Here is a 26,816-nt window from a genome sequence, read left to right on the forward strand (position 1 = left end):
AAAATTTTCTCAAGATTTTTTATTTTATAAACTATTTACGTATCTTTCTCCTATTCTTGCACAATAAATTTCTATTGCAAGACCAACAAGAAGGAATAAAAATACTAAAACAGCTCCTGCTGATGCTTTATTAGTAGCAGATTCTGCCCCATCTTTTGCATCTTTAACCATTTTTTTAGCATCTTTTTTAGCATCTTCTAAAGAATTTTTAGCATTTTCAATTTGCTTGCTAGCTTCTTTTGATGCCTTATCCATTCCATCATAGATATTATCTACAGCCTTGTCACTTTCTTCAGCAGAAAGGGATGAATTTTTGTAAACTTCATCTTTTATTGTCTTCTTATCAACTGAGTCAGTAATATCTTTTGCTTTTTTCTCTAAAGATTTTGATAAATCATCAAAAATCTTGTCAGAATCTTCAGGGTTTGTTAAAAGTTTCTTTCCTGCTTCTAAAACTTCATCCTTAGAATCATCTAATTGAGATTTTAAATATTCTGGTTGTAATTCTTTAACATCAGTCTCACTTAAAGTATCATTGATATTTTTTTCAAGTTCTTTTGTGTCAACTCCACTAATAGAATCAGCAACGCTTGAAAGAACATTTCCTGCCCCGTCAGCTGTTGTACTTGCTACAGTTCCTACAGCATCTCCTGCAGTATTTGCTACAGCTTTTGTTGCAGAACCAACAAGTCCAAGTGCAGATGAAACCATACTAGTTACTAGACCAAATAATAAAATAATTGATAAAGCCCAGCTCATAAATCCATGAAGTAAAGATTGTCCTTTTGAAAAAGCTCCAGAAATAAATCCAGAAACTCCAAAGGAAATAATAAGAATTATAACTGTTGAAATTCCTACTCCTATTCCCATTGATGAAATAGGATTTTCATTATTTGGTGAAAATATTCCAAGTCCTAAAGCTGCAACAATTAAACTTAAAACTGTAAAAACAGCTGCAAAGGAAACAGCCCCAGCTATGATTGATCCCCAAGATATTGTATTATCTCTTGAAAAATCATCTTTGTACCTTTCTCTTCTTTTTTCTCTTATTTCACTAGAGTTTTTTCTAGAATTTTTTTCATTATACTTTTCTGTCATTTTTCCTCCTAAATTTTTATTACATTAGTAACTATACTACGATTCATTTATAAATCAATTTTTTTAAAAATAATATTAAATAATTTGAGAACTATAATTTAAAAATTTAATTTTATATCTTTAATATTTTATAAAATTAAATTTTATTTTTATATTTGTACAAAGTTTGAGCTTGTTCTATTTCACGTATCATATCCCTTCCCTTTAACATTTTTTTGATATTTTTAACATCCAAAATTAAAACATCATAGGCAATTAACTCATTTTTTGATTCTTCTTTTAAAAATGAAGTGTTGATTACAAGAACAGGCCTCACTCTTTCATCTTTTAAATTTTTAAAATTATGGGCAAGCTCTCTGGCAAAGCCCTTGTCTATATCTTTTTTAGACTTATAATTTCTAATTTCAATGGCATATTTTTTCTTATCTTTTTTGGCAAATAAATCAAATTTATTGCTTCTTTCGAAACCTTCTTGGTAAGGTTCCACCCAATATTTTGTATTTTTTAAAGCCTTGGCAATAAGTTTTTGGTTGGTTAAATCTTCATTTAGCATTTTTAGAGCATTTAATAAATTTTTTGGCTTTATCTTAAAAATTGCAGTTGTCTTACTTAAATCTTTACCTACGATTTTTTCATCAAAACCAACCATAAGATCCTCTACAATATTAAAAGATCCATGAGCTATAGCATTTCTTATATGCCTTAATAAAGATTCTGTTTTTGTTTCGCCATCAGACTGTGTCAATATTAATTTTTGTGAATTTGTGCAAATCTTTTTTTTATATTCATCAGCAAGTTTTTCATCAATTTTATCTGTAAATAAACAATCTTCATCTTTTAAATCCATATAGGTCATTATTTCAATAAAAGTATAATAATCGTATTCCATATTTGAAATAAGTTCGTTTGATTTTGATTGGATTGAAGAAATATCTGGCACATACCACAACAAATAAGAAATTGCCTCCCACATATCCCCTGGCATTTTAATAGGAATTTCTTTATGTATAATAGAATATTCTACAGGATTTTTGCATTGGTCTTTTTCAAATTTTTCAGTTAATTCCATATAATCCTCCTTTTCTTTTTATTAATTTACCCAAAAAATAAAATGATTTACTTTACTTCATTAAATAAAGAAGTTAAATAAAAAGTAATTGTTTAAGTTTGTTTGTAATTGGTTATATTTCTAGAGACGATGTAGAAATAAAAATTAAAGGAGTAATAGATGAAACTTGCAATTATATATTATTCACAAACCGGACACAATTTCCAGATGGCTAAATGGGCAAAGGAAGAAGCTGAAAAAAACGGAGCTGAGGTTAGACTTTTAAAGGTTAAAGAATATCTTGATGAAAGTGGAGCCGATAACAATCCTGCTTGGAAAAAATATTTAGAAGATTCAAAAGAAATAAAAGAGGCCACATCTGATGATTTAATTTGGGCTGATGCAATAATTTTTTCAGCACCAACAAGATTTGGAAATATTCCTTTCCAATTAAAGGCCTTTTTAGACGGACAAGGAGGAGTTTGGGCTAAAGGTCTATTGACAAATAAGGTAATTTCTGCAATGACTTCTGCTCAAAATAATAACGGTGGACAAGAAGGAACCATAAAAACAATTTATACAAGCGCTGCTCACTGGGGAGCAATAATTGTTCCAGTTGGATACACTGATGATGCAATTTATGCTCAAGGTGGAAATCCTTACGGAGCAAGTGGAACTGCAACAAATGAAGGGTTTGCAAACCAAATTGAAAATGCAGTCAAAGCTCAAGCAAGAAGAGTAGTAGAAGTTACAAAAAAACTTGTAGATTAAGACACTAAAAAATGACCCACACGGGTCATTTTTTTATTTATATTCTTTTTTGTTCATTGTACAACAATCTAATTTTTGGTCTCCAAAAGATTTTTTATTTTCTTCTGCTAAATTTTTTAAAAACTTCTCCCACCTATTTTTAATTGCTTTAAAAATTTTCATTTAAAAACTCCTAACCTAAATTTTGTAACTTTTCTACACTAGTATTTATACTAGAAGTAAATAAAAAATTCAATCTATCCCATTATTAAAGAAAGCATATCCTTCCCATATGTAGATAAGTAAATATCCATTTTATTTTCTTTCAAAAATTCATCTATAGTATTTTTTGCAATCATAAAAGCCTCCCTGTCGGGATATCCATAAATTCCAGCTGAGATTAAGGGAAAAGCTATAGAATTTATTTTATTTTTCTTTGCAAGTTCTAAGGCATTTTTATAGGCATCTTCTAAAATTTTTTGGCAAGCTTCCTTGTAAATTTCATTATAAATTGGTCCTACTGCATGAATAATATATTTTTGGTAAAGATCAAATCCATCTGTAATTACAGCCTGGCCAGGTTTTATTGGGGATAATTTTTGGCAAGCCTCTTTTAGTTTATCCCTTCCTGCCCTTTCAAAAATTTGTCCACAGATTCCTCCGCCTTCTATCAAATCAACATTTGCTGCATTTACAACTGCATCAACTTTTAATTTTAAAATATCAATATCAACTACTTGTAATGTCATAAAAACTCCTTTATAATATTATAACTTGAAATTTAAAAAAATCATAATATACTAATCTTGTAAGATTTTTTTAAAATTAACTTTAAGATATTTAATTTACAAACAGAGATTTTCTAGTATAATTAAAATGAAAGTTAAAATAATTAATATAAAAAGAAAGTAAGGGAAATAATGAAAAATAAATTTTCAAAAATTACAAATTTTATACCAGTATATTTTAGGGCTATGAAAGATAAAAATACTCCAAAACTTGCAAAACTTTTAGGCCTTGGAGCAATTTTATATGCAATAATGCCTGCTGATTTGATAAATGATATGATTCCATTTTTAGGAATTTTGGATGATGCAATCGTCCTTCCATTTTTAATTTATATAACAAGCAAAATGATTCCTGATTCTGTAATGAATAAAGAAAAATTTGAATATATAGAAGAAAATAAATAAAAAAAGACCCAACGGGTCCTTTTTTATTGCTTAATTTTAAAAGTTTTTGGTGCAAATTTATATATTAAAAAACTTGCAAGTCCTACAAAGGCTATTATAAAAATTGAAATTATTAACATAAATTTAATCTCTCCAATTTTTGTTGCCAAAGCTGGAAGTCCAAATATAAATATATAATACAAAAACATGTTCATTAAAACTAAGACTACAGATTTTTGTTTTCCTTCCTTATCAAAGGGTTGGATTATATAATATTGAAACAAGGGCAAAACTGTAAAAAATATAGCATTTAACAAGATATAAAAAATCGGTAATGTTAAATTTAAATCAGTTTTTGTCAGAAATTTTATTGCAAAGCCTATATAAATTATAAACATGGCTCCCATAGGAATAGACATTAGTTTAAAAATCGAATTAAATCTTAGCCAAAACATTTTCAATAAATTCTTATCTTCCCTATAAAAATTGTAATACAAGAGTGAAGAGTCACAGTTTTTATAAAATGCCATTAGTATTAAATCTTGTTTAAATAAAATATATGAAATTATTGGTATTGCATATATTAAAATTTTATAAAGCTCATTTGCCTTCATTGTTAGACTTGATAAAATAAAAAATCCACCAATTCCAAGGGCAAAAAAGATTCCTGATTTTATTAAAGTTGGTTTTAAAAGATGTCTTTTGTGCCTTTTAAAAAATAACTTATTTAAATAGACAAAGCCTTCTCCCTTTATTTTTTCATTTTTATTTATATCCTTGTTTTTAATTTTTACAACATTATTTTGCACATCTTTTGAATCTTCTACCGCTAGTTTATATACCCTTATTGTTTTTTCAATTATTTTATCATATCCCTTGAAATTTTTAAAATATTTCACAACAAAGGGAAATAAGATTAAATTTATAAAGAAATATCCAAGGCTTAAAACTTTAAAATCAAGTTTTATTATTAAAACTAATAAACTTATCGCCAAATCCAAAATTAAAATCAAAATAATTTGTAAAAATGGTCTATCTTCAAAAAATGGTTTTTCTCTTTTTTCATATATTTTTGTCCAAAATCCCGTAATATTTATATTATAAAAATAAATACCAAGGCTAAATAAAAATGTGTAAATAGGATTTATATTTGCAAAAATTTTACCAAAAATCACAAATCCCAAAGTCCTTCCAATAAAAATTAAAAAAGGCTGTAAATACAAAAATATATGTGCCAAGTCATTTGGAAAAAAATTAAAATTTTTACTCAAATCAGAAAAAGCATTCCCATTATCTGTTAATAATGATGATGTTATCATATTTGTAATATAAAAACTAAAAGGAATACAAGTTAGAAGAACTGCTCCAAGGCTTAAGTCAAAATTTTCCCTAAAAAATAAGGGAGATTTATCAGAAATTTCAAATAAAAATTTCAACATTGTCCTTGAAATAAAAATCGCAAAGCCAAAGGTTAAAATTGATTTTATAAATTGCCAAATTATAGAAAAAATAGGAACAAATGTATTTATGATTTCTTTTAAATCGTAAAAATAATACTTATCTCCCAGGTGCTTTCCAATTAAAGGAATTTTTCTTATTCCATAAACTATCCCATTAAAGACTTTGGTAATTTTTATTCTTTCAATTAAAAGAAATTTTAAAAAATACTTATTCATCTTTATCACCATAATTTTCATAATCTAAATTTATGTCAATATTTTCAACATTTTTACTTGTCAAAAGCCTTATAATTTTATCTTCAAAATACTTATCTTCTGAAACCATCTTATCAACTTTTTGTAAATTTTTATCGTGGAGAAGAACAATATCATCACAAATATCCTTTGCAAGTTGTAAAATATGGGTTGAAAAAATAATTATATGGTCCTTGTGAATATCCCTAATTATTTTTTTCATTTCAAGTTGAACAACTACATCAAGGCTTGTAAGAGGCTCATCCATCAAAATTACCTTTGGTCTTAAAATCAAAAACATAAGCATTTGAAGTTTGTTTTTCATCCCTGTTGAATAATCTTGGATAAGCCTGTCAGCATCTTCCATATCAAAATCTACAAGGGAAAAATATTCTTCTATTGATTTTTCATTCTTAATATTTTCCTTATTGGCCTCTAGGAAAAATTTTATAAATTCTCTTCCTGTTAGAAATTTAGGAAGGTCTGGCTCTGCAACCATGAAAAATACGTCTCTAAAATCAAGTTCTTTCTTTTCGTTTTCATCAATAAGATAAATATTTCCAGAATCTTTTTTAATTTGTTCACTAATCAAAGAAAAAAGCGTAGTTTTTCCAGCACCATTTCTTCCCAAAAGAGCATAAACAACCCCTTGGTCAAAAGTGTAATCTATATTTTTCAAAACTTCTTTTTTTCCAAATTTTTTGGAAAGATTTTTTATTTCAAGTTTCATAAATCCTCCTTTAAGAAAATTTATATTTATTTTATGAATAATATTATTTATTTCATCATTAATATTTTTTATTATAACAAAAAAATAAGCAAGTACAAAACTTGCTTAAACTTTTGACAAAGTATACAAATCCTCACGCTAAGAATATCATACGTAAAAAATTAATTTGATTTCAAATTTGAAAATTCGTCAAAAATCGCACTGTTTGAGCGTTAGCGAGTTTGCGATTTTAGAATTTTGAAATTTAGAAATCAACAATTTTTGAAGTCAGATATTCGTGCTTGAGGGTTTGTATATGCTCTGAGCAAATACAAAACTTGCTTGTAGAATTTATGAAATTTTCCCACCAGAAATTTTTACATCTTGACCATCATAGTTAATTATTGTTTTTATAGCAATATTAATTGCCTTTAAAGAATTTTCCAAATCCATTGAAGGAGTATTTGCCTTATTTATAACTTGTTCTGGCAAATATGGAATGTGAATAAATCCCGCCCTTATATTTTTATATTTTTTTGCCAAATACAAGGACTCATACATCAAATGATTACAAACAAAAGTACCTGCCGAATTTGAAACTTCTGCAGGAATTTTTTCCTTTTTAATTTCCTCTACTATTTTTTTAATTGGTAAATTTGAAAAATAAGCATTATCTCCATCATCTCTTATTTTCTCATCAATTGGTTTTTCTCCTAGATTATCAGAAATTCTAGCATCGTCAATATTAATTGCAATTCTTTCAACAGTAATAGAAGATCTTCCGCCGGCTTGACCTATACACAAAATTACATCTGGTCTTATTCTTTTGATATTTTCTTCTAAAATTTCCCCAGATTTTTTAAAAACTGTTGGAATTTCTAATTTAAAAATTTCAGCATTAGAAATTTTTCCCTCAACTTTTTTTACTAGCTCAATAGATGGATTAATCTTATCTTCTCCAAAAGGATCAAAACCTGTAAGTAATATTTTCATTTTTTCTTCCTCTTATAAAATTATAAATTTACATTAAAAAAATGAGCCTAGGCTCATTTTTTAAAAAACATTTCAATATCTTCAAAAACTTCTAACCTATTATCTTCATTTAAAACATCATGTTTCATATGATCATAAGTTTTAAAATATAAATTTTTATAACCAATAGAAGATAAGATTTTCTTAGTATTCATAAGCCCCTTATCTGATCCAGTTACATCATCATCGACACCATTTAAAGATGCAATTGGTAAATCTTTATTTCTTAATTTAAATTTGTTATTTTTATTTAAATTATTTACAAGATTAAATAAACAAACATTACTTCTTGCCAAAAATCCATCAAGTCTCATTGGATCATTATTTTTAATCCTTACATTTTCCTCATTATAAGAAATCCATGATGGATCTTTTCCTGTTATTCCCGAAAGCGTATCTAAAAGATGAGATCTTCTTTTTTCTCCTAGATAAAAAGTTACTATATTACCAATAAAAATCCCCAACTTTGCAATAGGAATATAGGCTACTGTTCCTGTCAAAACTAACTTATCGATTGTATCATCATATTTTTGTAAATAATTTCTACAAATCAAAGAACCCATAGAATGACCCAACATAAATACTTTTTTGTCCTTATAATACATTCTTATATATTTATTTATTACAAATTGGTCATCAACAAGCTCATCTTTTTCCTTTATAAATCCAGAGGGATGATTTTCAGAAATAGATTTTCCATGTCCTCTATTATCAGAAATAATAACAGCATATCCTCTATCATTTAAAAATTTAATAAATTGTAAATAATTTAGGGAATGTTCAAGCATACCATGGACAATTTGAACAACAGCCTTTGGATTTTCAACATCAAAACGGTTAGCATATATATCAAAACCATCAGAATTTGTAAGAATAACTTTACATCTATTATCATTTATAAAACTTTCTTCTTTTATAAAAAATCTTGAACCATTTTTTATATCTAGATAAGATTTTTTTCTATACAAATAATAAATTTGAGGAAGAAGAATTATAAATAAAATCAAAATAAAATATTTCATCTTAACTCCTTTTTTTCACATTAAAGGCAGTATCTCCCCTGCCCAAATCTTTCACATCAAATTCTACCCTTGCTCCATTTTCAATAGTTTTATAATCCTTATCAGAAATTATCTCAGAATAATGAAAAAAATAGTCACCACTTTCTGATTCAATAAAACCATATCCTTTTTTGTTATCAAAAAATTTAACTTTTCCTTCCATATTCACTCCTTTTTAGCCTTAAATAAAATCCTCAAAGTATCATCTTTGATATCTTGCATTGTATCTTCATCAAAAATTTCAATATCAGAAAAATTATTTTCTTTTAAAATATTTTTCATAAAATCTACAGAATAATATCTTTCAACTTGATTTTCAATAATTCTTTGGTATGACCCATCCTCATTTTCAACAAAAAAGTTTAACTCCATATCAATAATATCATCATCTTTAATATTATCCCAAGTATAAAAAATATCCTCATATTCATAAACATAAGATTTTGAACCAAACACTTCTTCCATTTTATATTCTGAATTTATATCAAAAATTAAAAGTCCACCCTTTTTTAAATTTTTAAAAGAATTTTCTATTAATTTTTTTAAATCATCTGCATCTAAAATATAATTTATAGAATCAAGTAAGATTACAATTAAATCATAGGAATTTTCATTTTCAAAATCTACCATATTATAATTATACAAAGATACTTTTTCTTCTTGAAATTTTTTTGAAAAAACTTCAAGCATAGACTGTGATAAGTCCAAAGCATCAATTTTTTCAAAAAAATCGAAAAAATGATTGGTTAGCATGCCTGTTCCACATGCTAACTCCAACATATTTTCTCTTTTTATATTATTCTTTTCGACTAAATTCTTGATATTATTTGCATATTTTTCATAATCAAGGTCAAAGGATAATTTATCATAAATATAAGCAAAATCTTTATACATTACTTATCTTCTATTTCCTTAAAAGATTCTTGTGTTTTTACAAGTAAGTCTTTATATTTTTCTAATTTTTCACGTTCTTCATTTACAACAGCTTTTGGTGCTTTTGAAACAAAACCTTGATTGTTGAGTTTGCCCTCTGCTCTTTTTATTTCTGATTCTAATTTTTTGATTTCATCTTTTAATCTTTTTCTTTCCTTATCGTAATCAATTAGATTTTCTAAAGGAATATAAATTTTAAAATCATTAAAAATCAAAGATACTGCATCTTCAACTTCTTTATCTTCACTTATAATTGAAATTTCTCCAGATTTTGAAAGATTTACAAATTGACCCTTTAAAATTTCTAGGAATTTTCTAGTATTTTCATCTGATGAATAGATTATTAAATTTTGTCTTGTTTTTGATCCAAGATTTAAAGTTTGTCTTTGATTTCTAATGGCTTTTATAGCCTCAATTGCTCCATCAACAACTCTTGCCTCATCATCAAAATTAAAATCTTCCATAACTTGTGGCCAAGATTCAACTATAAGCATATCTTTTTTATTTGGCAATTGCTTATAAATTTCTTCAGTAATAAATGGCATAAATGGATGAAGAAGTGAAATCATATCCTTTAATACATAAAGTAGAACTTTTTTAACTGTAGATTTTTTATTATTATCATCAGAATTTAATCTTTCCTTTGCAAATTCTATATACCAATCACAAAATTCTTCCCAAATAAAATCTTCAATTCTACTTGCAGCAAGACCAATTTCATATTTATCTAAATTTTTAGAAACCTCCTCAACTACATTATTTAATCTTTTTAAAATCCACTTATCTTCAAGACTTAAATCTAAATCTTTAAATTCGATATCATCATTTTCATCAATATTCATCAATACAAATCTTGTTGCATTCCATAATTTGTTGGCAAAATTTCTGCTTGCTACTATTCTTTTTTCATCATAGCGCATATCATTTCCTGGTGAATTTCCAGTAATTATTGTAAATCTTAGGGCATCTGCTCCATATTTATTTACAACATCAATTGGATCAACTCCGTTTCCTAGAGATTTACTCATTTTTCTTCCTTGAGGATCTCTAATTAGACCTGTGAAAAGTACATGGTCAAATGGTGTTTTATTTGTATTATAAAGAGAAGAAAATACCATTCTTATAACCCAGAAAAATATGATATCATAACCTGTTACAAGAATATCTGTTGGGAAAAAATATTTATAATCTTCAGTTTCTTCTGGCCAACCCAAAGTTGCAAAAGGCCAAAGAGCTGATGAAAACCAAGTATCTAGTGTATCTTCTTCTTGAGTAACTTTTTTCCCATTTAAATATCCATTTTCATCTGGATCATCTTCTGAAACAATAATCTCTCCATCTTCTGTGTAGAAAACTGGAAGTCTATGTCCCCACCATAATTGTCTAGAAATACACCAATCTCTAATATTTTCTAGCCAATTCATGTAGGTTTTTCCTAAAGAATCTGGAATTAAATTTAAATCTCCATTTTTATAAACTTCGATTGCATCTTTTGCCAAATCTTCCATTTTAACAAACCATTGTTTTGAAATTAATGGTTCAATTACAACATTTGTTCTTTCACTGTATCCAACTGCATGTTCAATTGTTTCAGTTTTTACCAAAAGATTTTCTTTTTGTAAATCTTCAATCATTAATTTACGAGCTTCATACCTATCAAGTCCAGAATATTTTCCATATCCTTCCTTTATATTAGCAGATTCATCAATAACTACACATTGGCCAAGATCATGTCTTTTTCCAACTTCAAAATCATTAGGATCATGAGAAGGAGTAATTTTTACACAGCCTGTACCAAATTCCATATCAACATAAGAATCTTCTATCAAAGGAATTTTACGTCCAACAAGTGGTAAAATTAAATTCTTCCCAATTTTATCTTTAAATCTTACGTCTTCTGGATTTACAGCTACTGCCAAATCTCCAAGCATGGTTTCTGGTCTTGTTGTAGCAATAGTTATATATTCATCACTATCTTCAAAGAAATATTTTATATACCATAAATGACCTTCTTGGTCTTTGTGGTAAACTTCTGCATCTGAAAGGGCAGTTTTTGCTTCAGGATCCCAATTTACAATCCTATTTCCTCTATATATTAATCCCTCATCATACATTTTTTTGAAAACTTTTCTTACAGCTTTTGTAAGATTTTTATCCATTGTAAAGGAATCACGATCCCAATCGCAAGAAACTCCAACAGTCCTTAATTGTTTTTTAATTGTTCCACCATATTCTTTTGTCCAATCCCAACATTCTTCCAAAAATTTATCTCGACCTAGTTCATCTTTAGATTTTCCTTCACTTTTTATTTTCCCTACAACTTTTGCCTCTGTAGAAATTGATGCATGATCAGTTCCTGGAATCCAACAAGCTTCATAACCTTGCATTCTCTTATATCTTATAATAATATCTTGAATTGTATTATTTAAGGCATGGCCAAGGTGTAATTTTCCAGTAATATTTGGTGGTGGCATAACTATAGTAAATGGTTTTTTATCCTTATTTACTCTAGCTTTAAAATAACCACCTTCTTCCCATTTTTTATAAATTTCTTTTTCAAATTTTTGTGGTTCATATTTTGTTTGCATAATTTCTCCTTAATTTCAAAATAAAAATTAAAAATAAATAATAAAAAAAGTAATACAATTCTCAAGGACGAGATTATCGCGTTACCACCTATCTTCCTTTTTATTAAAAAAGGCTCTTATTTGCATATATGCATGCTACATTAAACTATTTCAAAACAACCTTCATAGGATTAATTTAAAGATTTTCACCAACCATCTTCTCTCTAATAAATCTCCCCTACTACTCCTTTTTGTCAAAGTTTTATATTCATTTCTTTTATTTATTATATTTTAAATAATATTTTTGTCAATTAGGTTAAAGTTTGAAATTTCAAATTGTAAATTAATAATTATTAGTTTAAATGAGTGAAAAATGTTTTCGAGTCTTGGATTTTTATTAAAAGGTGCTATAATATAAGTAGAATCTTATATAAAACGAGGTGATGGAATGAAGCTTAGTGTAAACATTATTTCTGATACTAGTGGATTTGCAACAGAACAAATTGTAAAAGTATCCCTAAGTCAGTTTGATGTTGAGACAATTACAAATATATATCCAGATGTAAGAAATTTAGATGCATTAAAAGATATATTAAATTTTATAATTGAAACTGGCGATAATTTTATGATCTATCACTCCTTCCAAGATTCAAGGATGAATGTTTATATCAATAAATTTTGTGAGCTAAATAATATTAGCTATGTTGACATTACTGGTTATTCAATTAGGACTATTGCTGAAAAAGTTGGCTTAGAACCAAAAAATACTTTTTCTAGTGAATCCCTATATGAAACTGACCATTTTAAAACATTAAATGCCCTAGATTTTGCCATAAAATATGACGACGGCAAAGATTTTAGGTCACTCAAGGTTTGTGATATAGCTTTAATTGGTGTATCTCGTTCTTCAAAAACACCCTTATCAATTTACATGGCCAGCAGGGGCTATAAGGTATGTAATATTCCTTTACTTTTAAATGCAAGCCTACCAGATGAACTTTTTGAAATTGATAGCGATAAAATTATAGGCCTTACTATCGATAAAAATATTTTAAAATCTTTTAGAGATGAAAGACTAAAAAGTTTGAATTTGTCTGGGAAAAGTCAATATTCAAACCTTAATATTATTCAAAAAGAACTTGACCATGCAAAAGAGATTATGGATGATTTAGGATGTGTGATAATTGATGTTACAAACAGATCTATAGAAGAAACGTCTGATATTATTATCAATCATATTAATAGTAGGAAAGGGGAAAAAAATGACTGAAAAATATGTTTATAATTTCAATGAAGGAGACAAGGAAATGCGCTCTTTGCTTGGTGGTAAAGGCGCAAACTTAGCAGAAATGACAAATATGGGAATTAATGTTCCATATGGCTTTACAGTTACAACTGAGGCTTGTGCAAGATTTTATGAAGAAGATAAAAAATTATGGAATGATTTAAATGATGAAATCACAAGTCATATTAAAGATTTAGAAGAACACAATAAGAAAACCTTTGGATCAACTGAAGATCCTTTACTTGTTTCTGTAAGAAGTGGTGCACCAATTTCTATGCCAGGAATGATGGATACAATTTTAAACCTTGGTTTAAATGATGATGCAGTAATAGGACTTAGCAAAAAAACAAACAACGAAAGATTTGCTTACGATTCTTACAGAAGATTTATTCAAATGTTTGCTGATGTTGCAATGGGAATTAATAAAAACAACTTTGAAAAGGTTCTTAGTGCTAAAAAGGCAGAAAAAAATGTAGAAGAAGATACTGCCCTTGATGCAAACGATTTAAAAGATGTTGTTGAAAGCTACAAAAAAGTTTATAAGGAAATCCAAGGAGAAGATTTCCCACAAGATCCAAGAGACCAATTAGATAAGGCTATTACTGCTGTATTTGCATCTTGGAATAATGAACGTGCAATTTTATATAGAAGATTAAATGACATAGATGATTCTATGGGAACTGCAGTAAATGTTCAATCAATGGTTTTTGGAAATATGGGAGATAATTCTGGTACAGGTGTAGCTTTTTCTAGAAACCCTGCTACTGGTGAAAATAAATTATTTGGTGAATACTTAATGAATGCTCAAGGTGAAGATGTTGTTGCAGGAGTTAGGACACCAAAAGAAATTGCTACTTTAAAAGATTCAATGCCTGATGTTTATAAACAATTCCATGATACTTCAGAAAAACTTGAACAACATTATAAAGATATGCAAGATATGGAATTTACTATCCAAGAAGGTAAATTGTTCTTACTACAAACAAGAAATGGTAAAAGAACTGCTCAAGCAGCTGTAAAAGTTGCTGTAGATTTAGTTCATGAAGGTTTACTTGATGAAAAAGAAGCAATTTTAAGAGTTGATGCAAAAGACCTTGATGGAATCCTCCACCCTACTCTTTCTGAAAAATCTAAAAAAGAAAATCAACCTGTAGCTAAGGGACTTGCAGCAAGTCCAGGTGCAGCTGTAGGTTATATTGCCTTTACTGCAAAAGAAGCTAAGGATAGAGCTGCTAAAGGAATTAATGTAATTCTTGTTCGTGAAGAAACTTCTCCAGAAGATCTTGAAGGAATGGTTTCAGCTTCTGGTATTCTTACTGCAAGGGGTGGTATGACAAGTCACGCTGCTGTAGTTGCTAGAGGAATGGGTAAATGTTGTGTATCTGGTGCTCATGATATTTATGTTGATGAAATCGAAAGATTTGTAAGAATTGATGGCAAAAAATATACTGATAAAGATACAATTTCTATAGATGGTTCTACAGGAAATATTTATATAGGATCCCTTGAAACTGAAAATCCAAAACTTGAAGGAGACTTCGGTGAATTTATGGGCTGGGTTGATAAGTATCGTGATATGAAAGTTAGAACTAATGCCGATACTCCTCATGATGCAAAACAAGCCTTAGAATTTGGTGCTGAAGGAATTGGTTTATGTAGGACTGAACACATGTTCTTTAAGGCTGATAGAATTTTCCAAGTTAGAAAAATGATTCTAGCTCACAACTCTGAAACTAGAAAAGAAGCTCTAGATAAAATTCTACCAATGCAAGAAGATGACTTCTATCAAATTTATTCTCTAATGGGAGAAAGACCTGTTACAGTTAGACTTCTAGACCCACCTCTTCACGAATTTTTACCAAGAGGACAAGAAGAAATTAGAACCTTGGCTGAAGATTTAAATATGGAAATTTCTGAAGTTAAGAAAAGAATTTTAGACCTTGAAGAAGTAAACCCAATGCTTGGATTTAGAGGTCTTAGACTTGGTGTTAGATATCCAGAAATTTCAAAAATGCAAGCTCGTGCAATAATTCAAGCTGCTATGCATTGTCACGAAGATGGAATAAAGGTTGTTCCTGAAATTATGATTCCATTATCATCTGATGTAAAGGAACTTGCTTATGTTAAATCTAAAGTAAGAGAAGAAATTGAAAAAGTTTTTGAAGAAAAAGGAAAGAAAATTGACTATTTATTAGGAACAATGATTGAAATTCCTAGAGCTGCAATTACTGCTGATGAAATCGGTGAAATTACTGACTTCTTCTCTTTTGGAACAAACGACTTAACACAAATGACCTTCGGTCTTTCAAGAGATGATGCCGGTAAATTCTTAGGACTTTATTTAGATAAGGATATTTTTGCAAAAGATCCTTTCCAAGTTTTAGATCAAAAAGGTGTAGGCTTCTTAGTAGAAACTGCTGTAGAACGTGGTAAAAAATCAAATCCAAATCTTCATTTGGGAATTTGTGGAGAACACGGTGGTGAACCTACAACTGTAAAATATTTATATAATGTAGGACTTGACTATGTTTCATGTTCACCATATAGAGTTCCAATAGCAAAACTTGCTGCAGCCCAAGAAGCTATCGAACATCCAAGAAATAAATAATAACTACAAAAATACCAGAGTTTACGCTCTGGTATTTTTCATTTCAAGAAGGATATTTTTATATTTCATCTTTTATTATTTTTTCTATCATTGTCTTTACTTTGTTATAAGTATCTTTTTTGTCTATTGCTCCAACTATTGGATCGCCGACAATATTTCCATCGCTATCTACAAGAACTGATGTAGGATATGACATTATTTGTTCAGCATATTTTCCAAGCTCACTGTCTGGATCAAGGCTTATATTTTTATAAGTTGCCCCTTGTTTTTTTAAGATTTTTTTAGCTTCTTTTATTATTTCTTCATCGCCAACTTTTGCTTCTGTATTTATTCCTATTACTTGTCCACCCATTTTTTCTATTTCATCATTTAATTTTTGTAAATGAGGAATTTCTCCAACGCATGGAGCACATCCATTAAACCAGAAATTTACTAGGGTTAATTTTTTGTCTTTGAAAATTTCCTTTGTTACTTCATTTCCATCAAAGTCTTTTGATTTAAATTCTGGGAATAATTTTAATTCTTTGGTTGAAGCTGATTGTTTTTTCTTACCCTTATTAAATTGCTCATCTATCCCCTTTTTCTTATTTATTATTTTTTCAATTTTTCCAATTTCTTCTACATCCTTTCTTAATAGGTCATAATCTTCTTTTGAAAGTTCGTCTTTTGATTTTTCTACTAAATCTAGGAGATAAGCATCATAAGAGACATCTGGTTCTCCTGCAATTTTGCTCTTATCAGCTTTTGAAAATGCAACTTGCCATTGTTTGTCATGTTTTTGTAAGATATCATTTTGTTTTTGCATTAAATCATCTACTGATTGATCATTTGAATCTGTTGAACTTTTATCAGATGATAAATTGTCTTTTGCATTTTCCTTATCATTTACCTTACTTTCTACACTTGTCTTATTGCTTGTAGAATTTTCTGAATTTTCCTTTTTTCCACATCCTACGAAGGTAAATGCCAAGGCCAATACTAGAGCTGATATTTGTAATTTTTTATTTTTCATTTTTTTCTCCTTTAATTTCTTTTGTCTTATCTAGTCCAAATTCATATTTTAGTGCACAAGTTGGACAAGCCTTGATACACATTCCACACCTTATACATTCAGTGTGGTTTTGATCTTTTCTAACATCTACGTCCATTTTACAAGCTTTTTTGCATTTTTTGCAAGAAATACACTTACTATTATCAAATATTATTTTAAATAGGGATATTTTATTAAATAAGGCATAAAATGCACCCAAAGGACATATCCACTTGCAAAATGGTCTGAAAAATATTATAGAAAGTACTATACTTATTATTAATATTGTTAATTTCAAATTGAATAAGGATCCCAAACTTGCCCTTATTGATGAATCTACAAGAGAAAGTGGTATGGCCCCTTCCAAAACTCCAGCAGGACAAATATACTTACAAAAGTATGGATTTCCCATGCCAAGATTATTTGTAAGAAAAACTGGTAAAATTATAACAGCTACGAGAAGGATTATGTATTTTAGATAGGTTAAAATTTTTAGTTTTTCTGTGGAGAATTTTTTCGTTGGAATTTTATGTAATATTTCTTGGAAAAAACCAAAAGGACATAAAAAACCACAGACTACTCTTCCTAGCATTACCCCAACAAATATTAAAAATCCAGATATATAATATGAAAATTTAAATTTTGATGAGCCAACTACAGCTTGGTAGGCCCCTATCGGACAAGATCCAGCAGCTGCAGGACATGAATAACAGTTTAGACCTGGTACGCAAATCTTTTTAAAATTTCCTCTGTAGATTACTCCTTTCAAAAAATTTGGAAGGTGGATGTTTGTAAGAAGGGTTGCAATAATTTGAATTACAGTTCTATACTTTGCTAAAATAATAGATTTTATTTTACCCAATTCCAACACACTCCAAACATAAGTTTATTGCCTTTGAAAAGACTGTATCAACTTCCCCCCTAAAAGCACCAAGGATTATAAAACAGACTCCCAAAAGCAAAAATCCTATTTGTAAATTTTTCTTTTTTCTAATTTCTATACCAATCACCCCTTTACAAAATTATGATAACAGATTAGGTATAAATTTTCTGTTAAGATTTTCTTAACATCTATTTTATTTTGATTTGATATAATACATATAAAGGAGAAAAAATGAAAATTTTAATTGTAGAAGATGAAAAAATATTAAATGATACCATAAATAAATCCTTAAAAAAAGCAGGATATGAAGTCGAGTCTGCTTTTGATGGGATTGATGCTATGGAAATGATTGAAATTGAATCTTATGATTTGATAATTTTGGATTTGAACCTTCCCCATATGGATGGGATGGAAATTTTAAAAAATTTGAGAAAAGAAGATGAGGAAACCAAAGTTTTAATTCTTTCAGCCAGAAGTCAAATAAAAGATAAGGTTGAAGGCCTTGATGCTGGTGCCAATGATTTTTTGCAAAAACCCTTTCATTTGGACGAATTAAAGGCAAGAGTTAGGTCGTTAACCAGAAGAAATTTTATACAAAATCAAACAAATCTTACTTTTGACAAGATTAAATTTGATAGCAAAAAAAGAACTACCTTTGTTGATGAAAAAGAATTAAAATTAACAAGAAAAGAATCTGGAATTTTAGAATACTTGCTTTTAAACCAAGGTCGTCCTGTAAGTCAAGAAGAATTGATTGACCATGTTTGGGATTCTAGCGTTGATTTGTTGAGTAATTCCATAAGAGTTCACATTTCAGCCCTTAGAAAAAAATTAAAAAGTGAGCTTGGTTATGATCCAATTGAAAATAGAATTGGCATTGGATATCTTTTGAGGAAAATAAAATGAAAAAAATTTCATTAAGGTTTAGAATTGCCATTTTAACAAGTATTTTGATTGCTATTACAAGTTTAACCATGAATTTTTTTATGAACAAAACCGCCTATTTTTATATAGATTCTCTAGGTGGTTATGTTGATAATATAGAAAATAAAAAAGATTTATATATAAATATTGATAAGGATAAAATTGATGATTTTCAAAATACTTTTTCAGACCAAGTGACAAGTTCCAAAGACAATTTTTCAAAAAAAGCCTGGCTTATTACAAGTCTAGTTACTATTTTTGGAGGAATTATCTCATATTTTTTAAGCGGGAAATTTTTGGAACCCTTGGATAAATTTTCCAGACAAATTGAGCAAATCAAGCTTAAAAATATTACAGACTACGAAGTTAAAGAAAATCCAATAAAAGAATTTCAAAAACTAACTACATCATTTAATCAAATGCTTGAAAGGTTAAACGAATCATATAAAAGTGAAAGAGAATTTACAGCTAGAGCCGCCCATGAACTTAGGACTCCCCTTACTATAATTAATTCTCAAATAGATTTATTTGAAGAAAAAAATATGGAGGAAAAAGAAGTAAATGACCTTATGACAATGATAAAAAACGAATCAGATAGGCTATCAAAGCTTGTAACAAGTCTTTTGAATTTAAGCGAATTAAGGTCAGTTTCTAGAAACGAAAAAATTGAGCTTTCATCTTTAATTGAAGAAGCAATTCAAGATTTATCCTTTATTTCCGATAAAAAAGACATAAAGATAGAAAATAATTGCAAGGAAATTTATATAGAAGGAAGCGATATTTTAATTTATAGGGCCTTTTATAATCTAATTGAAAATGCTATAAAATACAATAAAGAATGTGGCTATATAAAAATATATTCAAAAATAAAAGGTGATTTTGCAGAAATTTTTGTTGAAGATAATGGAATTGGGATAGACTTCAAAGAAAAAGAAAATATATTCAAAGCATTTTATAGGATAGAAGGAAACGAAGAAAAAGGATCAGGCCTTGGCCTATCCCTTGTAAAAGAAACAATAAAAATCCACGGAGGAGAGATACAAGTTTTAAATAAAGAAAAAGGCTGCTTAATAAAAGTAAGCTTGCCAATTTCAAATTTATAAATTTATTTAATTTAAAGACAAAAAAACTAGGCACTGACCTGAACCCGTAAACACGGAACAATTTAATAATATTTTAAGCGGAATGTAATCTGTACATAACAGGGGACATTCCGTTTAATTTTGTTTTAATCCTATCCTAATTGTACCATTTGATATATTTTTCGATCTCATTTCTCAAATGATCATAACTATTAAAATATTCTCCATAATACATTTCTTGTTTTAATATTCCAAAGAAGTTCTCCATTGGAGAATTGTCTAGACAATTGCCTTTTCTTGACATACTTTGCCTACTATTCATTTTTTCTAGTTTTTTAGTCCAAGTACTATGTTGGTAATGAAATACTTGGTCTGAGTGTATAGTTAAATTTATAATGTCTTTATTTTCTCCTAATGCTTTTTCTAACATTGTATTTGTTAATTCTAATGTTGGGTGATTGCTTATGGTATAACTTATTATTTCGCTGTTGTATAGGTCTAATATTGGTGATAGGTATAGTTTTTCTTCTTTACCTTTAATTCTAAATTCTGTTACATCTGTTAACCATATTGTATTTGGTTTAGTTTCTGAAAACTGTCTTTTTACAATATTATCTGCTAATTTACCTATTTGTCCCTTGTATGATGAATATTTTCTTGATCTAGTTTTAAATTTAGAGCATAGCAAGGATTCTTCTCTCATTATTCTTAAGACTTTTTTATGATTGATATTAAATCCTTTATTTTTTAATATCATGGTCACTCTTCTATAACCATATCTACCTTTTGATTCTTCTATTATGGTTTTAATTTCATTTTTAACTTCTTTGTTTTTATCTTCCATTCATAGTATGATGATTTTGGTAATTTAGCTATAGCTAACTATTCATTTACTTTGCTTTTATGGTATTCTTTTTGTAACTTGAGGATTATCTTTGTCTTTTCCTTGCTTCTGATTCCTCTTCCATCAGCAAGGCTTGTAGCTTTTTTTCGTATACTATCTTCATTTTGAGAAGTCTATTTTCTTCTCTTAACCTTATTAATTCTTCTCTTTCAGTTTCGTTTATTGGATTATTAAGTTTAGACTTTTTATTTGATTTGGTCAGTCTTTTTTAGGCCTTCCTCTTTTATCTTCCAGCCCAGATAGACTATGTTCTTGATATGCTTTATCCCATATGTATACCATAGATTCATTTACAAGGTTGAAGTGCTCTGCAGGATCTCTAAGCGTAGCATTATTGATTTGCCTATATTGTATTACAGATTGTTTAAATTCACTAGTGAATTTATCGTTTTTTAACTTATTAGATAAGCTCTCTAAACTTCCAGAATTATATATATCCAGTTCCTAAAGGTTGAATGTGGAATATCATATTTTTTAGCTACTCTTTCTTGACCACCTGATTTACCTAATAAGTATTCTAGCACTAATTTTATTTTAAATTCTTTTGTGTATTTTGGCATACAAAAACCCCTCCATCCGTATTCCGGATTTTGGGGTTCAGGTCATTTCCCAGAGCTTTTAAGTTTTTAATCTTCCTCTATCTTTTCAAATACATAATAGGCTGTTTGTTACCTTTACTTTTGAAATATTTTAACTTGTATAAAGATAAGCAGGGAGCCTAATTCATTAATTCAAAGTAATCTATTAAAAACCTTGCTACACCGTCTTCTGAATTAGCTTTAGCTATATAGCCAGCCTTGGATTTAAGGACGTCTTTTCCATTTCCCATAGCAACAGAAACACCAGCGTATTCTATCATTTCTAAGTCATTGACGTTATCTCCAAATGCCATTATTTGATTTCTGTCAATATTTAAATATCTGCTTAGAAATTCTAAGCCTTTTCCTTTACTTGAGTTTCTATTTAATATCTCATAACTAAATATTTCATTCCTCATTGTGGAATATTTCTTCTCGAGAGTATTTAAATTCTCTTTTTGAAAATTATCTAGTAAATCTTCTGGCCCCATTACATTTATTCTACATATAGGTTCATTTTTGTAGGAACCAACATTTTTGCTATCCATCCTCAAGATGTTCTTGTCATGAATAAATGCTTCGTTAGGGCAAGGCTCATCAATGTATAAATACTCATCAGTATAAAATGCTACTTGGAGATTATTATGGTTAGCTGTTAGATTTTTTATGAATAAATAGTCATTTAAATCCATAGCATTGAGTTTAATATTCCCTTCATCGATATTTTCTCTTATAATAGAGCCAGTATTTGTTATTGAATAGTTATCTTTACCCAATGTACCTAACTGTGCTAAAAATCTACTGAATCCAGCATAAGGTCTACCTGTAGCTATAACTATTTTTATACCTTTTTTTATTAACTTTTTTATAGTTCTTATATTATATTCTGATAATTCTCTATTTTCGTTTAATAAGGTCCCATCCAAATCAAAAGCTATCAATTCAATGTTTTTCATCTTATCTTTATATCTTACTTATTGTAATATTTATCTAGAGCTTCGAATAGAAGTTTACCTACATAAGCCCCACCATCCATGTGTCCTAGAGTTTTTTCACCATGGTAGGATGCTCTTCCATGTTTGCTTATCATGTTTTTAGTTTCTTCAGCACCCTTATCAGCCTCTTTGGCCATAGCAGCAGCTAGTTTTTCAATACCTTCAGATTTTACACCCTCTGTATTTTCTACAGCCGAAATTAAAGAATCTAGTATAGTTTTTTCGCCTTCTTTAGATCCCGTTTTACTTACTATATTATCAACTCCTGCTTTAATGGCATCATAAAGTTCTTCGCTTGATAAATTTTCTTTTCCTTTGGTAGCCTTAGCCATTCCAATCATCCCAAAGGATAAAATAGTACCTAGTGACGAAGGAGCACTTTCATTAAAATCTCTCCCCATTTTTATAAAAACTTTTCCAATATCGCTTTCATCACGATTAAAATTTTCAAGAAGTCCTCTAAATCCTTGACACATTGAGATACCAAGATCTCCATCTCCGAACAATTGATCTAATTCTATCAAATATTCCTTATTTTCAATCATCAGTTGTTCAATTATCTCATTTATTTTAAGAATATCTTTAGTATTCATATTAACCTACCTATTATAATTTGTATAGAATGGAGTATTTGAAACTTCTAATAATAATTCTTTTAACTCCTCATCTAGTTTAAACAATGTTATTGAAAGACCAGCCATTTCCATTGAAGTTGCAAAGTTACCTATGTGTGGTTGGATTATATTTATATTTTTCTCTTTTAATGAATCATATAATCTATTGTATACAATATACATCTCATCTAGTGGTGTTGATCCCAGTCCATTAATCATGATAGAAATCTCATCATTTTTTTCAAGTTCTACTTCTGTTAAAAGTTTTTCTAGTAATAAATCTGCTACCTCATCAGCTGTCATCATTTTTTTTACATCAATTCCAGCTTCACCATGGATTCCCATTCCTATCTCGATTTCATCTTCATTAATAGAAAATGTTGCTTTTCCTGCTTCTGGGACAACACAAGCACTCAATGCTACACCCATAGTTCTTATATTTTCTAAGGCTTTATTTGTTATTGATGCTACTTTTTCTAAATCATAACCTTTATCAGCCGCAGCTCCTGCTATTTTATAAGCATATACTATTCCGGCTACACCTCTTCTTGTATCTCTTTTTTCATAAGGTGCACTGGCAATATCATCCTTAACAGCAATTTTAACGGTCTCGATGTCATCAAAATCTGTCATTTCGGTCGCCATATTAAAGTTCATATTATCTCCGCCATAGTTACCATATAAACACAAAACGCCTTTACCAAAATCACATTCTCTAATTAAATCTTCCATTTTAGAGGCAGCTGGAGATGCAAAAACATTACCTACTGCACATCCGTCAAGCATTTTTTCACCAACATATCCTAGGAATAACGGAAGGTGTCCACTTCCGCCAGCTGTTACTATACCTACCTTGTCTTTTTTAGGATTATCCTTGCGGATAAGCATTCTGAAGTCGTCATTTAATAAAGCATATTTATCAGAGTGGGCTTTAACAATACCATCCATAAACTCTTTTGTATAGTCTTCTGGTTTATTAATTATTTTTTTCATTTTCATTAGTTTTAGCCCTCCAAATCTAATTTTTCTGGATATTTCCAAATGTCAAAGTCTTCTTGTTTAAATGAATCTGGTTCTTTTCCATTATTTATCATTAGTACATTAAAATAGATATGAGCGATATCCTCTAAATATTGCATGTTTAGATATGCTTTTTCCAAATCTTCACCTATACCAACAGCTCCGTGTTTTTCCATCAAAAATGCATTTGAAATTTTGCATGATTCTATGACTGTTTTGGCTAATTCTGGTGTCCCTGGAGTTGCAAATGGAGCTACTGGAATTCTTGCTTCTTTAAGTCCCATAGCAGCTAACTCATAGACTATTGCTGGAATTTCTTTACCAAGAACAGCGAAGCTAGTCGCATATTTAGAATGTGTATGGGCTACACCGTTTATATCATCTCTTGTTTTATAAATTTGAAGATGCATCATTGTTTCACTTGAAGGTCTTCTATCATTTTTAGCTTCTATTATATTTCCATCTAAATCAACAACTACAATATCATCAGTTGTTAGTTTCATCCTATCTACTGTTGCAGGTGTTACGACTACATATCCTGTTTCTCTATCTTTTTCACTAAAGTTTCCAGATCCTGGTTGACATAGTCCTTTTAATTGTGCATCTTTTGATATTCTTATAACGTTATTTTTTAATTCTTCTAACATAATATTCTCCTAGTTATTTTCTTCTTCAAGCTGTTTTTTACTCATAGCTTTTTTTACGTATACTATAAACAATCCGACAAACGCTACAAACGAAACAATTCCAACTAAATTGAAAGCAAAAGCTTCTGAAATTGCCCATCTAAATATTGGAGCCTCAACCCCAAAGTAAGTTATAAATTGACCTGCAGGTATATCTATAGTTCCTACCTGCCTTGCTAATGCTGTTACAGCTTCAGCAAATCTACTTGAAACCAATAGATATGTTGGTGTGAAAAGAATTGATAGTATTATCATTTTGATTATATCGCCATTTGTAACTATTAAAGCCGGTACTACTACAATAACATTTACAATTCCTGCTAGTGGTAAAACTGAAGACCATCCAAGCTTAGCAAATAAAAATGCCAAAGCTATTTCAAGTGGTACAAGTATAATTGATACCACCCAAATTTCAGATCTTCCTGCCATAAATGGCCAGTCTAAACCAATTTGAATTTCTCTATCTTTGTATTTGTTTTTCATGTAATTACTTGCATAATCTGATATTGGTTGAAGTGCCTGCATAAACAATTTCGCAACCATTGGGAATAGCACTAGAGATGCTGAAACTTTAATACCTACATTCAATGTATCTGAAACACTATATCCAGCTATTACAGCTAATAATATACCAACTAGAAGACCCATTACACTATTCTCTCCAAATATACCTATTCTATCTTTAAGTCTATTTGAATCTAGTGACTTACCTCCTAAGCCTGGAACTTTATCTAATAGTTTGCTTATAGGCGCCATTAAAGTGCACTGAAATGTCATGTAGTGAGTGCAAGTTACTCCAGGTATGCCTGTTAATTTTTGAATTCTTTCGTGGTTTGCATCAGCCATTTTTAATTCAAATACTATTTGTATAATGGCTGCGACGAAACCAAATATTAAGCTCCCAGATATTGCGTTTACCATGGTAGCTGTAAATATTTTTCCCCAAACATTCCACATATCTACGTTTAGTGTATCTGTCCATTTAAAACCTATGAGCAATAAATTTACAACTATTTGAATAGGAAACATTAATAAAGCATATGGCCACGCCCAAGCAATCGCACTCATTGGAGTCCAACCGACGTCTACAGCATTTAGTTGAAGACCTGTTCTTTCTACTAGAGCTTGCGCTACTGGACTTATTGTCCCAAACATAAAGTCTAATACCAAGCTCATTCCTGTGAATGCTACACCAAGAGTAATACCAGAAATTATAGCTCTTTTAGCAGGCATCTTGAATATCAATCCAATAATAATCATAATTATTGGTAAAAATATGGCTGCCCCTAAATTTAAAATGTAATTAATTATTTGACCTAACATTTTTTATGACCCCTAACTATTTATATATCCTTTTAATTTTTCATATTCTTCATCCATACCCATACCTGTCAAGAATGCTATCCCATTAATCTTTGGTACATTTTCATAATTTTTACCACCTGGCATTATTGATACGTAAACGTCTACTGTATCTATAATGTTCTCAAGTGACTTTATATCTACAGCTTCTACAGTTGCTCTGATTCCATCATCCTCTAACATATTGTTAATTTTAGATGCAACAGTTTGACTTGTTGCTACACCTGAACCACATGCTACTACAATTTTTTTCATTTATTACTCCTTTATTAATTCTTCTAAAATTTGTTTTATTTCATGTTTTGTTTTTGAATCTTTTATTTTTTTTAATAGTTCTTTGTCACTAAATACGCCCATCAATTTAACAAGCAAAGGTACCTGAGCTTCAGGGTTTGCTACCGCTAACATAAATACTAGATCTACATCAATATTTTGATTGGGATCTTCCATATTTTTAAATTCCACTCTGTTTTTTAGTGTTGCTACTGAAATTCCTGCTGAATTGACATGGACTGGATCTGTATGAGGAATTGCAACTTTAATATCTCCTGTATTCAAACCAGTTGGATATATCAATTCTCTTTCAAGTACAGCATTACAATAAGTATCTTTTACTTTACCAACATTCATCATTTGATCAGATATATATTTAATCAACTCTTCTCTGCTATCGCAGTCTAAATCGATAAATATTAGATCTTCTCTTACTTCAATTTGACTTTCCATAACTACCTCCTTTCTGTTTTCATCTATTACATTGTTTACTTAAAAGCATTTTTAA

General features: G+C 29.2%; 30 protein-coding genes. 6 read left to right on the plus strand and 24 right to left on the minus strand.

The window, feature by feature from the left end; genetic code table 11:
* Positions 1-24: 24 nt before the first annotated feature.
* Entirely contained in the window at positions 25-1,098 is a 1,074-nt protein-coding gene (locus tag CJ192_RS04085) for a TIGR04086 family membrane protein (RefSeq protein WP_004815069.1), read from the minus strand.
* A gap of 136 nt (positions 1,099-1,234) precedes the next feature.
* Positions 1,235-2,167 (minus strand): HEPN family nuclease, encoded by a 933-nt coding sequence (locus CJ192_RS04090; RefSeq protein ID WP_004815067.1) that lies wholly within the window; start codon positions 2,165-2,167, stop codon positions 1,235-1,237.
* Between the two features lie 159 nt (positions 2,168-2,326).
* Here CJ192_RS04090 and wrbA point away from each other — a divergent pair, with 159 nt between their 5' ends.
* Entirely contained in the window at positions 2,327-2,917 is a 591-nt protein-coding gene (wrbA, locus tag CJ192_RS04095; RefSeq protein WP_004815066.1) for an NAD(P)H:quinone oxidoreductase, read from the plus strand.
* Between the two features lie 33 nt (positions 2,918-2,950).
* On the opposite strand, the gene CJ192_RS09520 is transcribed toward wrbA, so the two are convergent.
* Entirely contained in the window at positions 2,951-3,079 is a 129-nt protein-coding gene (locus CJ192_RS09520; RefSeq protein ID WP_004815065.1) for an LDCC motif putative metal-binding protein, read from the minus strand.
* 74 nt (positions 3,080-3,153) lie between these two features.
* On the minus strand, positions 3,154-3,645 hold the full coding sequence (locus CJ192_RS04100) for a macro domain-containing protein (protein ID WP_004817407.1): 492 nt from the start codon (positions 3,643-3,645) through the stop codon (positions 3,154-3,156).
* A gap of 171 nt (positions 3,646-3,816) precedes the next feature.
* Here CJ192_RS04100 and CJ192_RS04105 point away from each other — a divergent pair, with 171 nt between their 5' ends.
* Positions 3,817-4,089 (plus strand): YkvA family protein, encoded by a 273-nt coding sequence (locus CJ192_RS04105; RefSeq protein ID WP_004817334.1) that lies wholly within the window; start codon positions 3,817-3,819, stop codon positions 4,087-4,089.
* 23 nt (positions 4,090-4,112) lie between these two features.
* On the opposite strand, the gene CJ192_RS04110 is transcribed toward CJ192_RS04105, so the two are convergent.
* From CJ192_RS04110 to CJ192_RS04140, 7 genes are all read right to left on the minus strand, one after another.
* Entirely contained in the window at positions 4,113-5,744 is a 1,632-nt protein-coding gene (locus tag CJ192_RS04110) for a hypothetical protein (protein ID WP_102197867.1), read from the minus strand.
* Positions 5,737-6,492 (minus strand): ABC transporter ATP-binding protein, encoded by a 756-nt coding sequence (locus CJ192_RS04115; protein WP_102197868.1) that lies wholly within the window; start codon positions 6,490-6,492, stop codon positions 5,737-5,739. Before CJ192_RS04115 ends, CJ192_RS04110 begins: the two co-directional genes overlap by 8 nt.
* A gap of 330 nt (positions 6,493-6,822) precedes the next feature.
* Positions 6,823-7,464 carry a pyroglutamyl-peptidase I gene (gene pcp / locus CJ192_RS04120; RefSeq protein ID WP_102197869.1) on the minus strand — a complete coding sequence of 214 codons (642 nt, stop codon included), beginning with the start codon at positions 7,462-7,464 and terminating at the stop codon, positions 6,823-6,825.
* 53 nt (positions 7,465-7,517) lie between these two features.
* Positions 7,518-8,525 (minus strand): alpha/beta fold hydrolase, encoded by a 1,008-nt coding sequence (locus tag CJ192_RS04125; RefSeq protein WP_102197870.1) that lies wholly within the window; start codon positions 8,523-8,525, stop codon positions 7,518-7,520.
* Position 8,526: 1 nt separating this feature from the next.
* The gene (locus CJ192_RS04130) at positions 8,527-8,727 is read right to left on the minus strand and encodes a cold-shock protein (RefSeq protein WP_102197871.1); all 201 of its coding nucleotides are present in this window, start codon (positions 8,725-8,727) and stop codon (positions 8,527-8,529) included.
* Positions 8,728-8,729: 2 nt separating this feature from the next.
* The gene (locus CJ192_RS04135) at positions 8,730-9,458 is read right to left on the minus strand and encodes a class I SAM-dependent DNA methyltransferase (RefSeq protein WP_102197872.1); all 729 of its coding nucleotides are present in this window, start codon (positions 9,456-9,458) and stop codon (positions 8,730-8,732) included.
* Complete coding sequence (locus CJ192_RS04140; protein ID WP_102197873.1) at positions 9,458-12,085, minus strand: valine--tRNA ligase; 2,628 nt, start codon at positions 12,083-12,085, stop codon at positions 9,458-9,460. The genes CJ192_RS04135 and CJ192_RS04140 overlap by 1 nt, the downstream gene beginning before the upstream one ends.
* A gap of 427 nt (positions 12,086-12,512) precedes the next feature.
* On the opposite strand from CJ192_RS04140, the gene CJ192_RS04145 reads away from it, so the two are divergent.
* Complete coding sequence (locus tag CJ192_RS04145) at positions 12,513-13,334, plus strand: pyruvate, water dikinase regulatory protein (protein ID WP_004815046.1); 822 nt, start codon at positions 12,513-12,515, stop codon at positions 13,332-13,334.
* The gene (gene ppdK, locus CJ192_RS04150) at positions 13,327-15,957 is read left to right on the plus strand and encodes a pyruvate, phosphate dikinase (RefSeq protein WP_102197874.1); all 2,631 of its coding nucleotides are present in this window, start codon (positions 13,327-13,329) and stop codon (positions 15,955-15,957) included. The genes CJ192_RS04145 and ppdK overlap by 8 nt, the downstream gene beginning before the upstream one ends.
* A gap of 58 nt (positions 15,958-16,015) precedes the next feature.
* Here the strand turns inward: ppdK and CJ192_RS04155 are convergent, their stop codons facing one another.
* From CJ192_RS04155 to CJ192_RS09525, 3 genes are read right to left on the minus strand one after another with little or no spacing between them, the layout of a single operon-like run.
* The gene (locus CJ192_RS04155; protein ID WP_102197875.1) at positions 16,016-16,969 is read right to left on the minus strand and encodes a TlpA family protein disulfide reductase; all 954 of its coding nucleotides are present in this window, start codon (positions 16,967-16,969) and stop codon (positions 16,016-16,018) included.
* Positions 16,959-17,855, minus strand: coding sequence for a 4Fe-4S binding protein (locus CJ192_RS04160; protein WP_102197876.1), 897 nt, complete (start codon positions 17,853-17,855; stop codon positions 16,959-16,961). The genes CJ192_RS04155 and CJ192_RS04160 overlap by 11 nt, the downstream gene beginning before the upstream one ends.
* Positions 17,842-17,997: a CD1871A family CXXC motif-containing protein gene (locus CJ192_RS09525; protein WP_276772359.1), complete on the minus strand. Its 156-nt coding sequence runs from the start codon at positions 17,995-17,997 to the stop codon at positions 17,842-17,844. Before CJ192_RS09525 ends, CJ192_RS04160 begins: the two co-directional genes overlap by 14 nt.
* A gap of 104 nt (positions 17,998-18,101) precedes the next feature.
* Between CJ192_RS09525 and CJ192_RS04165 the strand changes: the two genes are divergently transcribed.
* On the plus strand, positions 18,102-18,776 hold the full coding sequence (locus CJ192_RS04165; protein WP_102197877.1) for a response regulator transcription factor: 675 nt from the start codon (positions 18,102-18,104) through the stop codon (positions 18,774-18,776).
* Positions 18,773-19,897 (plus strand): HAMP domain-containing sensor histidine kinase, encoded by a 1,125-nt coding sequence (locus CJ192_RS04170; RefSeq protein WP_102197878.1) that lies wholly within the window; start codon positions 18,773-18,775, stop codon positions 19,895-19,897. The genes CJ192_RS04165 and CJ192_RS04170 overlap by 4 nt, the downstream gene beginning before the upstream one ends.
* Before the next feature lie 136 nt (positions 19,898-20,033).
* Here CJ192_RS04170 and CJ192_RS04175 read toward each other — a convergent pair whose 3' ends face one another.
* From CJ192_RS04175 to CJ192_RS04215, 10 genes are all read right to left on the minus strand, one after another.
* A complete protein-coding gene (locus tag CJ192_RS04175; protein ID WP_102197879.1) occupies positions 20,034-20,720 on the minus strand; it encodes an IS3 family transposase in 687 nt (228 codons plus the stop codon).
* 258 nt (positions 20,721-20,978) lie between these two features.
* Complete coding sequence (locus CJ192_RS09555; protein WP_342352380.1) at positions 20,979-21,221, minus strand: helix-turn-helix domain-containing protein; 243 nt, start codon at positions 21,219-21,221, stop codon at positions 20,979-20,981.
* On the minus strand, positions 21,194-21,340 hold the full coding sequence (locus CJ192_RS09460; protein WP_244897280.1) for a transposase: 147 nt from the start codon (positions 21,338-21,340) through the stop codon (positions 21,194-21,196). Before CJ192_RS09460 ends, CJ192_RS09555 begins: the two co-directional genes overlap by 28 nt.
* A gap of 158 nt (positions 21,341-21,498) precedes the next feature.
* Entirely contained in the window at positions 21,499-22,314 is an 816-nt protein-coding gene (locus CJ192_RS04185) for a Cof-type HAD-IIB family hydrolase (RefSeq protein WP_102197880.1), read from the minus strand.
* A gap of 14 nt (positions 22,315-22,328) precedes the next feature.
* A complete protein-coding gene (locus CJ192_RS04190) occupies positions 22,329-22,946 on the minus strand; it encodes a dihydroxyacetone kinase subunit L (RefSeq protein WP_102197881.1) in 618 nt (205 codons plus the stop codon).
* Between the two features lie 6 nt (positions 22,947-22,952).
* Entirely contained in the window at positions 22,953-23,966 is a 1,014-nt protein-coding gene (locus CJ192_RS04195; protein WP_219721368.1) for a dihydroxyacetone kinase subunit DhaK, read from the minus strand.
* Positions 23,967-23,971: 5 nt separating this feature from the next.
* Positions 23,972-24,634 (minus strand): class II aldolase/adducin family protein, encoded by a 663-nt coding sequence (locus tag CJ192_RS04200; protein ID WP_102197882.1) that lies wholly within the window; start codon positions 24,632-24,634, stop codon positions 23,972-23,974.
* A 9-nt stretch (positions 24,635-24,643) separates the two neighbouring features.
* Positions 24,644-25,996, minus strand: coding sequence for a PTS galactitol transporter subunit IIC (locus CJ192_RS04205; RefSeq protein WP_102197883.1), 1,353 nt, complete (start codon positions 25,994-25,996; stop codon positions 24,644-24,646).
* Positions 25,997-26,008: 12 nt separating this feature from the next.
* Entirely contained in the window at positions 26,009-26,290 is a 282-nt protein-coding gene (locus tag CJ192_RS04210) for a PTS sugar transporter subunit IIB (protein ID WP_102197884.1), read from the minus strand.
* 3 nt (positions 26,291-26,293) lie between these two features.
* A complete protein-coding gene (locus CJ192_RS04215) occupies positions 26,294-26,761 on the minus strand; it encodes a PTS sugar transporter subunit IIA (RefSeq protein WP_102197885.1) in 468 nt (155 codons plus the stop codon).
* Positions 26,762-26,816: the final 55 nt, after the last annotated feature.

The organism is Anaerococcus hydrogenalis (genome assembly GCF_002871895.1).
Classification (GTDB): domain Bacteria; phylum Bacillota; class Clostridia; order Tissierellales; family Peptoniphilaceae; genus Anaerococcus; species Anaerococcus hydrogenalis.